The sequence below is a fragment of the Polycladidibacter stylochi genome (genome assembly GCF_001562055.1).
Taxonomy (GTDB): Bacteria; Pseudomonadota; Alphaproteobacteria; order Rhizobiales; family Stappiaceae; genus Pseudovibrio; species Pseudovibrio stylochi.
Genome location: NZ_LLWE01000027.1, coordinates 166,461 through 179,504 on the forward strand (window position 1 = coordinate 166,461; position 13,044 = coordinate 179,504).

At 45.2% G+C, this 13,044-nt stretch carries 13 protein-coding genes; 9 read left to right on the plus strand and 4 right to left on the minus strand.

The features are described from left to right. Positions 1-16: 16 nt before the first annotated feature. The 3 genes from AYK67_RS12010 to AYK67_RS12020 form a co-directional block, all read right to left on the minus strand. Positions 17-871, minus strand: coding sequence for an OmpA/MotB family protein (locus tag AYK67_RS12010; protein ID WP_068086969.1), 855 nt, complete (start codon positions 869-871; stop codon positions 17-19). Between the two features lie 19 nt (positions 872-890). Further along, a complete protein-coding gene (locus tag AYK67_RS12015) occupies positions 891-1,661 on the minus strand; it encodes a motility protein A (RefSeq protein WP_068086970.1) in 771 nt (256 codons plus the stop codon). A 350-nt stretch (positions 1,662-2,011) separates the two neighbouring features. Beyond that, entirely contained in the window at positions 2,012-3,022 is a 1,011-nt protein-coding gene (locus AYK67_RS12020; protein ID WP_068087294.1) for a KpsF/GutQ family sugar-phosphate isomerase, read from the minus strand. A gap of 356 nt (positions 3,023-3,378) precedes the next feature. Between AYK67_RS12020 and AYK67_RS12025 the strand changes: the two genes are divergently transcribed. From AYK67_RS12025 to AYK67_RS12060, 8 genes are all read left to right on the plus strand, one after another. Then, complete coding sequence (locus AYK67_RS12025) at positions 3,379-4,662, plus strand: lytic murein transglycosylase (protein ID WP_244266918.1); 1,284 nt, start codon at positions 3,379-3,381, stop codon at positions 4,660-4,662. Between the two features lie 55 nt (positions 4,663-4,717). Next, entirely contained in the window at positions 4,718-5,836 is a 1,119-nt protein-coding gene (locus AYK67_RS12030; RefSeq protein ID WP_068086973.1) for an SGNH/GDSL hydrolase family protein, read from the plus strand. Between the two features lie 183 nt (positions 5,837-6,019). After that, a complete protein-coding gene (locus AYK67_RS12035) occupies positions 6,020-7,360 on the plus strand; it encodes a methyl-accepting chemotaxis protein (RefSeq protein WP_156453141.1) in 1,341 nt (446 codons plus the stop codon). Between the two features lie 335 nt (positions 7,361-7,695). Further along, on the plus strand, positions 7,696-7,998 hold the full coding sequence (locus AYK67_RS12040) for a BufA1 family periplasmic bufferin-type metallophore (protein ID WP_068087303.1): 303 nt from the start codon (positions 7,696-7,698) through the stop codon (positions 7,996-7,998). A gap of 102 nt (positions 7,999-8,100) precedes the next feature. Continuing rightward, complete coding sequence (gene bufB, locus AYK67_RS12045) at positions 8,101-8,988, plus strand: MNIO family bufferin maturase (RefSeq protein ID WP_068086977.1); 888 nt, start codon at positions 8,101-8,103, stop codon at positions 8,986-8,988. Then, a complete protein-coding gene (locus AYK67_RS12050) occupies positions 8,978-9,829 on the plus strand; it encodes an HvfC/BufC N-terminal domain-containing protein (RefSeq protein ID WP_068086979.1) in 852 nt (283 codons plus the stop codon). The genes bufB and AYK67_RS12050 overlap by 11 nt, the downstream gene beginning before the upstream one ends. Positions 9,830-9,960: 131 nt before the next feature. Continuing rightward, positions 9,961-10,437 carry a DoxX family protein gene (locus AYK67_RS12055; protein ID WP_208976287.1) on the plus strand — a complete coding sequence of 159 codons (477 nt, stop codon included), beginning with the start codon at positions 9,961-9,963 and terminating at the stop codon, positions 10,435-10,437. A 94-nt stretch (positions 10,438-10,531) separates the two neighbouring features. After that, complete coding sequence (locus AYK67_RS12060) at positions 10,532-11,569, plus strand: threonine aldolase family protein (RefSeq protein WP_068086982.1); 1,038 nt, start codon at positions 10,532-10,534, stop codon at positions 11,567-11,569. Between the two features lie 191 nt (positions 11,570-11,760). Here the strand turns inward: AYK67_RS12060 and AYK67_RS12065 are convergent, their stop codons facing one another. Next, positions 11,761-12,222: an Hsp20 family protein gene (locus tag AYK67_RS12065; protein WP_068086986.1), complete on the minus strand. Its 462-nt coding sequence runs from the start codon at positions 12,220-12,222 to the stop codon at positions 11,761-11,763. A gap of 314 nt (positions 12,223-12,536) precedes the next feature. Here AYK67_RS12065 and AYK67_RS12070 point away from each other — a divergent pair, with 314 nt between their 5' ends. Beyond that, complete coding sequence (locus AYK67_RS12070) at positions 12,537-12,929, plus strand: hypothetical protein (RefSeq protein ID WP_068086989.1); 393 nt, start codon at positions 12,537-12,539, stop codon at positions 12,927-12,929. Positions 12,930-13,044: the final 115 nt, after the last annotated feature.

The window sequence follows — 13,044 nt, forward strand, 5'->3', positions numbered from 1 at the left end:
CGTGTGCTTAGGCTTGTTAGGGGGTGCGCCCAGGGGGAAGGGGCGGTGCCTGTGACATCAGCAGTATTGAAATCCGTCGGTTTGAAGCCAGATAAGGATCGTTGGGGAAAATAGGATCGCTGTCCGACTTCCCAACCACAGCATAAAACTGATTATCCGGTACACCATACTCAGAAAGTATTTGCCGGGTGGCATTTGCTCTTGCCGCTGATAGCTCCCAGCCTGTTTCGGAAGGGGAAAGCGAGATTTGGCCAGAGGTGGTGTGACCTGTTATTTTTATAGGGTTTGGAAGGCGGGCTAATACAGGCGCGATGGCTGCAAAGAGGCGGCGGGTAATCTCATAGGGGTATTTTGACCCTTCAGGAAACATGGATCGTCCTTCTTGGTCAATTATTTGTATATTCAAGCCTTCTTTTGTTTCCTCAACGATAAGATTGCTGGAAATTTCGGCTAATTCCGGCATCTCTTGTAGGGCTTGGCGTAAAGAAACAGCTGCTGTTGCGAATTGGCGCGGCTTTTCAATTTTTGCTTTGACTGTATCGTAAGTATTTGCCTCAGGCCCCTGTTTGCGGCGTTCTTCATGGGCTTCGCTTGCAAAATCTGAATCGGTTTCCTGCTGTTCTTGCGTGAGGTCTTTCATATAATCGCGAAGGGGCAGACCGTCGATTTCCAAAACGCCAGCGCGTTTGGCAACTTGTTTAACGCCGAATGCATCCTTAATGGAGCCAGCGACAACCTGCAGCTTTTCTTTGTCTTGTACAGAAAAAGAGATGATGAGAACAAAGAAGCAGACAAGCAAAGACATTAGATCAGCAAATGTGACCATCCAAATCGGAGCGCCGGGATTGTCCTGGGGTTTTTTGCGTGCCATTTAACGAACCTCTGGCGATTTATGCCGCGCTTTCATTTGGAAGCTCCCGATTGTGATCCGGGATATAGGCTAAAAGCATTTCACGAATGAGGCTGGGGCTTTTGCCTTCGCGTATTTGCAGGGTTCCATCTATAATAAGCGTTTGATTTAACTCTTCTACATCAAGTTTGGCATCTAGCTTATCAACGATCGGAAGGCATATAATGTTGGCAACGAGCGCACCGTAGAGTGTTGTCAAAAGAGCAATAGCCATTGATGGGCCTATCGTGGCGGGGTCATCCATCGTAGCCAGCATATTCACAAGGCCGATCAATGTACCAATCATGCCAAAGGCTGGCGCGGCATCGCCCATGGATTTATAAAATCTTCGCCCTTCTGTTAGGCGCATTAAGTAAAGATCGCGTTCGCGTTCCATATTATCGCGGATCACAGCATAGTCATAACCATCGGCTATATACTGAATACCTTTAAGCAGATTGGGATCATCGGAGCTTATTTTCTCCAGTCCCAAAGGGCCTTCCCGTCTCGACACGTCAGCTAAATGTGCCAATTCATCTATCAAGTCTCTCGGGTCAACTTTGTTTTGGGTGAATGCGATACGAGAGCCCACTTTGATCGCATTGGAAATATCTTGTAGCGGAAATCGCACCATGGTTGCAGCGCAGCTACCACCAAAAACTATAAGAAACGAGGGGGTATCGAAAAACTGTATGAGTGAGCCGCCATAGATAATTGAAGCAATTACAGCGACAAATGCGGATATAATTCCGATTATGGTTGCCAGATCCATACAATTCTTGCCCAAATGTTATTAGTAGTTGATGGCTTTGATAGCACAATCATTAAATATAACTAATTAATAACATGGAAGTTCGCAACGGCATTTATGTTTGCCTAGCTAAAATACCCTCTCTATTTCCCCGGATAGCAACAGTTTTCAATCATTGAGCTGCACTTGTAGGATATGTTAAAATTTAATTGCTGAATATTTTATTTGCTTTTGAGGGTGCGACTTCGTTTGGAAATAATGCAACAAACGTGCAGCTTACCGCCGATTTGCGTATCTTTGAAAACCACCCAAGGATTTTAAAAGACACGCATATTAAGCCTATCATTTAGCAATGGGTCGATGCCAAGTGATCAAAGTGCACCAACACGCAGTAGATCGTGTAGATGTATTATACCAACGGGTCTATTATCTTCGACAATGAATAATGATGAGATGGCTTTGAACTGCAAGAGCTCTAAAGAGGAGGCAAGTAATGCATCCTTGCTAATAACAGTCGGATTTACGGTCATTATTTTGTCAACAGTAAGGTCAAGAAAGTTTGAGCTAATATGCCTTCTTAAATCACCATCAGTGACAATACCGGTGAGTTGGCCATCATCGTTAATAACACCGACAGTACCAAAGCCCTTTTGTGTCATCAAAATAATGGCCTCGCGCATTAGTTCCCCCTGTTTGATAAGGGGAATGGCGCTGCCTGTATGCATGATGTCAGCTACGGTGAGTAGGTTTGCACCCAATTTACCACCAGGGTGGAAGACTTTAAAATCTTGGGCAGAAAAATTACGTGCTTTAATAAGGGTTACAGCAAGTGCATCGCCAATTGCCATCTGAATAAGAGTGCTACTGGTTGGGGCGAGGCCATGTGGACAAGATTCTTCTACCTTAGGTAATATCAGCTTTACATCGGCAGCTTTACCAAGAGAGCTGTTTGCTTTTGAAGTAATGGCGATGAGTGGAATGCGAAAACGACGCGTAAAAGCTAAAAGGCTCGACAGTTCTTGGGTTTCTCCCGACCAGGAAATACCAATGATGACATCGTCACTGGTTATCATACCTAAATCACCATGACTGGCTTCGCTTGCGTGGACAAAGAAGGCAGGGGTGCCTGTTGAGGCCAGCGTTGCAGCTATTTTATTGCCGACATGTCCACTCTTGCCAATCCCAGATATAATCACGCGTCCTTGACAATCAGCTATTGTTTTAACCGCCTGGATAAATGGTTCAGCCAATTGGTTGTCCATTGCTGCCAGCAGCTCATTCATGGCTTTGTTTTCGGTTTCAAGACTGCTTTTAGCTGTTTCTATCCACTGTGCTGTAGCGGAATGGGACGCCCTGCTTATTGGCGCATGAGGAATTGACATTGACATTGACCTAGATTGGGGTAGGAGCCTAACCGTTTTTGCTTTTATTGCGATGCGTTTATGTGATGAATACGTCAAATGATAGGCAATCGTTCTAATCTGCCTCAGACTGTTACTTCTATTAGCATTAGTTTGCCACTATTTATAGGTGGAATATTGAAGGAGCAATAGACAAAGGGCTTAAGTGAACCGTGGTATGGGTGGCCTTCAAGTTATCCTGTTAATCATTGACACTTGATTTACAGGATTAAACAGAATTTACCGTCACAGCCTGAGAACCCGAAAAGTATGGCTATGATGAATTAAGGGTACCTCCTATTATCCTAAATCTGTGAAGTTGATGGTGAAGCGCCTTGATGCAATTACTCTTGGATGTAGATTGCGACATTCAAGAGTTTGTTTTTCCCGCAATTATGGAGAGGTTATTGTTTAAGCCCTGTCTAGTTTCAAGAAGCTTTGCTGCGCTTGTTTGTTTTATCATGCTCTTATGCGGCGAAGCGCAAGCTAACGAGCAGTTTGATCGTTGGGTCCGGCAGTTCCGCGTGGTTGCGATAAAATCCGGTATCAAACCTGTTGTTTTTGATAATTCATTTTCAGGGGTCACTTTTGATCCTACAGTGATACCTAAAGCTAGAAATCAACCTGAATTTGTTCGCCCAGTCTGGTCATATTTAGATAACGCAGTTTCTACCCGCCGTGTGGAGAATGGCCGCCAAATGGCGAAGCATTGGAAGAACTGGCTGGATGTAATTGAGGCGCAATACGGTGTGAGCCGTTACACAGTTTTAGCTATTTGGGGCATAGAGACTTCCTATGGGAAGGTGCTGGGAAATAAGAAAATTGTAAAGAGCACAATACGTTCGCTGGCAAGTCTTGCATTTGCCGATAAGAAGCGGCGCAAATATGCACGCAAGCAACTGATTGCCTCTTTGAAAATTATTCAAAATGGTGATGTGCGTGCAAAGGATATGACAGGCTCTTGGGCCGGAGCTATGGGGCACACACAATTTATTCCGACCACCTACCTAGCTTATGCTGTAGATATAACTGGTGATGGTAAGCGGGATGTTTGGCATAGCATTCCAGATGCTTTGGCTTCTACAGCAGCATACTTAAATCGGCATGGCTGGGAGACAGGGAAAACTTGGGGCTATGAAGTGAGGTTGCCCCGTGGCTTCAACTATGAACTTGGGTATCGCGAGCAATCGAAAACATTGCAAAAATGGCAGTCGTTGGGCATTCGCCGAGCAAGTGGAATAGCTTTTCCCAGACCGATGGATGAAGCACGCCTGTATGTGCCTGCAGGGTCTTCTGGACCGGCCTTTTTGTTGCTTAAGAATTTCCGCGTAATTAAACGTTACAATAACGCGAACGCATATGCGCTTGCTGTTGGCCATTTGAGTGACCGTATTCGTGGTGATGGTGATTTTATTCAACGCTGGTACCGCAAGGCGGCACCTTTAACCGCTAGTGAAAAAGTTTCGCTCCAGCTCCTATTGAAAAAAAGGGGGTATGCTGTCGGAAAGGCTGATGGGAAAATAGGGCCAAGGAGTCGGCGAGCAATTCGTGATTATCAAAGTCGCCAGGGCATGATCCCCGACGGTTATGCTTCCAAGCTGTTATTAAAGAGATTGCAATAGATTACTACTATAGTTTGCTATACGAGGTGAAACGGTTGCCAAGGGGAGTGGAATTATGAAGCGATTTGGTTCGTTATGTTTTTATTTCCTATTCTATGTGGCAATCGCTTGCTTTGCTAACTTGTGTGCCGTGGAAACAAGCGCACAAGCGCAGGTGCGCTCTTCTACCAACAAAAAAAAGGGCAGCTACTTTTCCTTCTTTGGTTTTTTCGACCAAGAGCCTGTGCAAAAAACAAAGAAGAAGAAATCGCGACGCAAAAACTACTACAAGTCCAAACGTAAGCGGCGTAGTCGGGCCGTTGCGCCAGTAATCAGTGAAAAAATACCTAAACTTGACGAGCTCCCTAAAGAGGAAAATGCCCGGGTATTGCTTGTTGTTGGGGATGATATTGCTGCTGGAATTGCACAGGGTCTACAGCATAATTATGCCGAAACTCCCTCAATAAGAATTGTTAGGCTGGTGTATCCGAATTCTGGGCTTGTGAAGCGCAAAGTTCCTGACTGGCCTGAGGATGTGCAATCATTATTGAAAAGCGAAGATGTGCGTTTGGTTGTTGTTGCGATTGGTACCCAGGACAATCAAAGCATGTCGGTTGGCAGTGTCGCCTTGCCATTCAAAAGTGATGATTGGCAAAAAGAGTATCGCTACCGAATTGCGTCGCTGGTTGCGGCAGTGCGTGAAGAGCAATTACCGTTGCTTTGGGTGGGTATGGCACCGCCCGAAGATGATTTTAGAAGACAAGACTACCAGAAACTTAATGAGCTATTTCGCGAGATGGTGGAGCCATCTGGTGGCGTATTCGTTGATATTTGGAAAGTGTTTCAAGATGATAATGGCTTGTATTTGGCATTTGGGCCTGATGTAAGCGGTAAACAGAAGCGCTTGCGCACAAAAGATGGTGTATTCTTCACATTTTCTGGATACAGGAAAATTGCCTATTATGTTGAACGCGAGATAGCGCGAATATTTGGTAGTTCGACCGCCTTTGTTTTTGAAGGTGTGAAGGATGATCCGAACTTTATCGTGCTCACGGGTCGTTTGACATCTCCAGAGCTTAAGCTCGTCGCCGGTAAAGCAATCAGCGATGATAATAATTCACCTGTTGCCGTTAATACGAACTGGCAGTTAAAAGATGTCAATGGCAGAGCTGATAGTATTAACTTTAGCGAATGATATTCACAATAATTAATTAGAATTTTAATAGATATATGTTTTTACTGGGTTAATTAAATAATCCGGCATATTATCGTTGCCATGTATATCAGCTATCAACTATTACTTATCAGTATGTGTTGTTGCCACAATCTTAAGTGGAACGATATCCCCATGGGCAAATAGATAATTCGGGGGGCTTTAATGGCACCTGCAGAGATGCAAAAATTTAATCTGTCGATCCTAGGCAAATTTGTATTCATTGTTGTGCTGGCCATGTCCATAATGGGTCTTGGTACGCTCTTTTCGTTTGTGACGATATACAATGCGCTCACATCTGCCCTAGCAGACGAGCAAACGCGTGCCGCCATATTAGCTAGTGTCGATGGTACTGTGCTCAGCGAACTAATTATTGAGCGTTTGATTTTTATAACGCTTGTGTGCACGCCTATCGGGATGTTGTTTTTAGCTGTTGCCTTTTTCATGGGGCGAAATACGAGGATTGCATTATCGGCCCTTCAAAAAGGATTGAATGCTTTGGCTGCCGGGAAGCTGGAGACCAATATTTCCGGTATCAGAAGACGTGATGAGATTGGGGATATTGCCAGAGCTATTAGCCAGTTCCGTGCGGTTTTGAAAGAAAAAGCCGAAGCAGAAGTTGCTGCGCAAATGCAAAAAGAAATCGACACAGCAGAAGCGCGGCAAAAAGCTTTGGCAGAAGTTGCCCATCAATTTGAAGCTTCAGTTGGTGGCGCAGTTCAAGAGCTTTACAATATCAGCCAGGGTGTTGAAGATGCCTCTTCAAAGCTATCATCAAGTGTGCGAGATGCGGCAAATGCGATGGAATCATCCAATTCAGCAACGAGAGTCACTCACGAATCCGTTAATGACATCGTTGAGGCTGCAGATGGCCTGAGTCAATTTACGAATACGATTGGTCAGGATATGAGCGAAGCTATGAGTGTTGCCCAGCTTGCCGTATCTGAAGCAGAAAACACGGACGAGATTGTAGGCAGACTGGTTGAAAGCGGTGTGGCAATTGGCGAAGTTATTGAACTTATCAATAGTATTGCAGATCAAACCAACCTGCTTGCACTTAATGCAACAATTGAAGCGGCTAGGGCTGGTGAAGCCGGTAAGGGCTTTGCGGTGGTTGCCAGTGAAGTGAAGCATCTTGCTGGCCAGACATCGCAGGCAACAGAGGAAATCTCTAAACAAGTGAGCTCGGTACAAGAAGTCGGTGAGCAGACTGTAATAGCGATTGCGAATATTAAAGAAACAATCGCAAGAATGAATGCAATATCTGAGCGCATTAATATGGCTGTTGCTGAGCAGCGCGAACTTACTGTTGGTGTAGCAGGAAGTGCCGGTGAGGCACATCAAAATGCATTGCAGGTAAATAGCGGTATTGAACAGCTTATGCAGGATTATAGGACCACGCAAACAACATCAGAAAGTTTGCATTTGGCTGCAGACAAGCTTGGGAAAATATCCAATACAATTAAACTAGAGTCAGAGAAATTTGTGGCGCAAATGGATGATTAGGCGCTGTGATTATAACTTGGCAACGTAAGGGGCCAAACTGTTATTGACCTAAAGGCAGGAACATCGTGCAATGTTCTTGCCTTTTTGTTTTTCACGGACTGTCACATTGAAGTGATCCAATAGTATTTGTTGGGTGCCAGCGTGTGTCTCGTCCAGATCTCCTTGCGGTAAATCTAATAAAAACAGTAATTTACGATGCCTTCCTTAGCGATGGGTGTTCACGCTAGTTTTATTTCCAGTTGAATGCTTTCTTAGCGATAGTTTTGGCGCTGGTTAGCAACCGTGGTGGTGAATCAGCACATAAACCACTTATCTTGGAAGCTGGAGTGAATTCCATGAGCAAAACTATTCTTAATTCAGCCGTTTTGGCAGGTGCGATGACTGCCGCACTTGCGGGTATGTCAGCAACGCCTGTGAAGGCCGAGAAAGCCGGCATGGAAAAATGCTATGGTGTTGCCTTGAAGGGGCAAAATGATTGTAAGGCTGGAGCTGGGACCACCTGTGCAGGGACATCAACTGTTGACTACCAGGGCAACGCCTGGAAGCTGGTACCAACTGGAACTTGTGTTGATATGAAAGTTCCAGGTGATCGCTCTGGCTCCTTGACAGAGCTGGATCGGGATCTTCCTAAATCTTAAAAGCTATGTGGGCACCAAAGTGTGCTCCGCTGTTTTGTAAGGTCGCCTGTTGTGGGTGCCTGCTTATTCGCCAAGTATCTTCCTATATATCTGGAGAGTTTTATGGCTAATTGCATCAAAAACTGGGAGAAAGAGCAGGCACGTGCATTTGTCGGCGTGGGGCTTAAAAGCGAGCACTACAACGAGATTTTACGTGATAAGCCGAGCCTTGATTTTTTTGAGGTTCATGCAGAAAACTATATGGGAGCAGGGGGAAGCCCCCATGCATATTTGGAGGCTATAACAGAGAGTTATCCGCTTTCACTGCACGGTGTGGGCTTGTCTATTGGCGGCGCTGGTAAACTGGATAGGGCACATCTACAGCGTTTAAAAATGGTGCACGACCGGTACCAACCTGTTTTGTTCAGTGAACATTTGGCTTGGTCGACACATGAGGGGACGTTCTTTAACGACTTGCTGCCATTGCCATACACTAGCGAAACGTTGAGGCGTGTTTGTGAGCATATTGATGAAGTGCAGCAAACTTTAGGGCGGCAAATGCTGCTAGAAAATCCCTCGACTTACATTGTGTTCGAGCAATCAACAATATCGGAAACTGAGTTCTTGTCTCAAGTGGCGCAAGCGACAGGCTGCGGACTTTTGCTGGATGTAAATAATGTTTTTGTTTCTTGCACAAACATTGGCTGCACACCCGAGGGTTACTTACACGCTTTTCCGCATGAGCATGTTGGGGAAATGCATTTAGGTGGTCATGCCGAAGACCAGGATGAGTTTGGCAGTGACTTCTTAATTGATGCTCATGATCGGGAGGTCAGCGATCCGGTTTGGTCTCTCTATAAGCTCGCAATTTCGCTAACGAAAGGCGCACCCACCTTGATTGAGTGGGATAACGATGTACCTGAGTTTACAAGGCTATATAGTGAAGCCGAAGCCGCACGAAGCTATCTGCAGGCTTTTCATAGACAGCGGGGTAATCGTCATGTTGCCTAGTGTTGATATGAAGAAAGCAAACAACTCTATTCAGGCGCACAATGAGTTGCAAAAAGCGTTTTCTCTAGGCCTTATTGATAGTCGCCGTGAAGTCCCAACAGGGATTGTAAAGTCTAGGGGTATTATTTCAAAGAAACGATTTGATGTGTATCGTAACAATGTTATGGCCAGTCTCATTGAAGCGTTGGCAGCGAATTACCCTGCAGTTCAGAAGCTTGTTGGTGATGACTACTTTAAAGCACTGGCAAGTATCTACATATATTCGCAGCCTCCCAGCCAGCCTGTGCTTTACGAATATGGCGAGAGTTTCGCTCAGTTTCTAGCCAGCTTTCCGGGGCTTGTAGACTTCCCGTACCTGGAAAGTGTTGCCAAATTGGAATGGTCATGGCTATCGAGCTTCCATAGTGCAGATGACCGGTCCTTTGACTTTTCAAATGAGGAGAACAGGCTTGGCAAACCCATAGGTGATTGCCAGTTTCGCCCTACGAAAAGCGTTCGGCTCATATGCTGTGACTATGATGTTACCGGAGCTTATATCCGAAATACGAGCGCAAATATTAACTGTGAAATAATGCGGCTTTATTCTTCTAAAAAGGATGAGCACTATCAGGATTTGGCAGTCGGACCTGCCTATTATTTGTTTGTACGCCCAGATCTTAGTCCAGAATTATATTGCCTCGATATGGCAGGTTTTGAGCTTTTTAATGAGCTGGTTCGTGGAAAAAGCTTGAATGAAGCACTGGTTAAAGCTGCATCAAAATCTACGCCAAATGGTGAGTTGGATGCGCAGGAATTCTTGGAAAAACTATTCAGCTCTAACACGTTAGTTCTTAGTGGGTAAGCGCATACATGTGGCTGAAGTTGTCAGGTTACGAGAAAAAAGGATGGCGGATTATGCGGCTATTAAATCGTTATACTGTTTTTTGCTCAAGGCTGTCGACTTGGTCTGATCAATGGTTTTTAGGGACATTAATGCGGTTTATTTTTGCGGCCGTATTGTTTCAGTACTTTTGGAACTCCGCGCTTACCAAGCTTGGCAGTGGCCTGACGGGAATTCTTTCGCCAAGTGTTGGCGCTTATGCGCAAATCCTGCCTCAAATGATGGAAAGGGTTGGCTATGACGTTTCGCAGGTCCCATTTATGCCGTTCGGGCTGATTGTGCTGCTTGGAATGTGGGCCGAGTTTTTGCTGCCTATTATGATTGTTTTGGGGGCGATGACACGTCTCGCATCGCTCGGGTTTATTGTATTTATTGCTGTAATGTCATACGTGGATGTTACAGGGCATCACTTGGAGGCGGCTAGTATTGGCGCGTGGTTTGATGGAAATCCGGCATCGATCATTGCCGATCAAAGGTTCCTATGGGTTGGCATACTCTGTGTATTGGTGATGAAAGGGGCGGGGCAGCTCTCGGTTGATTATTTGCTCCTTCGTCACAATCCTAGATAGATATAGTAGGTATGAATATTTAGATTTTACCGCTAATATAAATAGTTCTAGAATAATTGCTTGCCAAAAAGCATAGAATTGTTATTGCCATACTATGGAATTTTCGAGTGATAACTGGGCTGGCGCTACGCAAAGTGTGATGGCTGCCTTGGCCCGTCATACAGATGGTTTTACACCTGCATATGGTGTCGATCCATTAAGCCGCTCTATTGAGCAGAAGTTCAATACACTTTTTGAACGTGAAGTTGCTGTGTTCTTGGTATCCACCGGAACGGCTGCCAACTCGCTTGCATTGGCGCAATATGCCAAGCCGGCGGGGTCTATCTTTGCACATGAAGAAGCGCATATAGCGGTTGACGAGTGCAATGCACCGGAATTTATGACGGCGGGAAACCGGATTTTCACAATGAAGGGTGAAGAAGGTAAAATAACCGCGCAAAGCGTTAGGGCTGCTATGGATTGTGTTCCCGAAGGGGTTGTGCATCACGGTCAAGCAGCTGCCGTTTCGATTACCCAGGCCACTGAAATTGGTACACTTTATCGCCTTGAAGAAATCAGAGCGATTTCAGAGGCTGCGAAAAGCCGTGGTCTTCCCCTGCATATGGATGGTGCACGATTTGCGAATGCATTGGTTTCTCTAGATGTTACTCCTGCACAAATGACATGGCAATCTGGTGTGGATGTGCTGTCTTTTGGTGCAACCAAAAACGGTTGCTGGTGTGCCGAAGCCGTTGTGTTTTTCAATCCTGATGACGCGAAAGGCTTTGAATACTTGCGCAAAAGATCTGCGCAATTGTTTTCAAAAAGTCGGTTTATATCTGCGCAGTTTGAAGGTTACTTTGAAAATGATAGTTGGCTGGAGACAGCAAAACACAGCAATGCGATGGCGCAGCGGCTGGCAGAAGGGCTGAAGGCTCTGGAAAACGTGAAACTGCCTGTTTGGCCAGAATCCAATGAGGTGTTTCCTATTATCAAGCGCGCAGATTGTGAGCGGTTGAAGCAGGCAGGAGCCGGTTTTTATGAATGGCCCGCAAGTGATTTGGCAGCTGATGAAGTGATGATACGATTGGTGACCTGCTTTGCAACAACACCGGACTCTGTCAATTCGTTACTGAAAATCTTGCAAAAGTAACACTGACAATAATTAAAAGCGCTCCGGTCGGGCTCCGGAGCGCTTTGTTTTGTCTGGTTAGTGGGAGGAGTCTCCAGACATTTAGCGGTTAAAGTGTAACCGCAGGGATTTTTGGAACTTGTCAACTAAGGGTCTTGATATAATTGCCCCAGTGACAAGCCTCACTTCAATCAAGTGCATTTGTGTTAAGGCTAGTTAACTTTGCCCTCAATTTGTTTTCGTTCCTCAGTGGAACTCGAGACATTGATATTGATCTTGCGTGGCTTCATCGCTTCTGGAAGTTCGCGTACCAAATCAATATGCAGTAATCCATGTTCCAAACTGGCACCAACGACTTTTACGTGCTCTGCCAATTGGAAGTGGCGTTCAAAGGCGCGCGAAGCAATACCGCGATACAGAACTTCTTTTTCTTCGTTATCCTCGGCCTTTTCACCATGAATGGTAAGGGTGTGCTCCTTAGCTTCAATGGTGAGCTCAGCTTCCTTAAAGCCTGCTACAGCCATAGAGATTCTGTAGGCATTTTCGCCTGTGCGCTCAATATTGTAGGGGGGGTACGCAGGTGCTTGATCGCTATTTGCAGAATCCAACAGTGATAACATGCGGTCAAAACCTACAGTACTGCGATATAGTGGAGATAAATCAAAGTGACGCATTTTGTCCTCTCATGAGCAACTATTCACCTGTAATGCTTACAGGTGTGGTCATATTAACTCTTTGCCTCCCATCATTGGCGAGGCTTTCGTGTAGCCCCTAACTGGCGACTACAAAAAACAAATGGGAATGGGTATGACTTTTTTCAAGGGCTTGGAGAGATAAAAAAGAAAAACAGCTACTTTTTTAAATCATTGTTTTATCTTATAAAAATAATGCGTCTGAAGCTGAATGACAAATGAACAGTTCTTTTTGTGTGGGTTCAGGGCTTGGCCGGTAGGGTGTTTTCATCGCTAACAAATTGATGGAGAGACAAATGGCAAAGCGTAAAACTTCGATGAAGACAGTAATGGCCTCATTGTTGATTTCAGGATGCTTGGTTGCACTCCCAACGGTTATAACTGGTACTGCACAAGCAAAAGACCGCCTTGAACTATCATTTTCTTTTGGAGATCACAGTGCGTTCAGAGGTCATAGCAACACACCCGCTTATTATGTGGGGAACCGCTGGTTTAAAAAGAACTTTCGTTTAAACAAGCGGCAACTAAAGCAGCATCTTCGTTCAATGGGGTTTCATAGTATCCGCCGGGTACGTAGTCGGGGTGACGTTTATGTTGTGCGTGCTAAATGGCGTCGCTATGGGCCTGTAAAACTCGTCATAGATGCTTATAGCGGCCTTGTTTTGCAAGGGAACTATAAAAAGCGCTAATTACATGGGAGAACTATGGGTGTGACGAAGGTGGAAACCGGTGTTTAAAAACTATAGCTTGTTTATGGAAAGCATGTTTGTCAGACTGGGTAACATAATTATTCTAGCTGGAGTT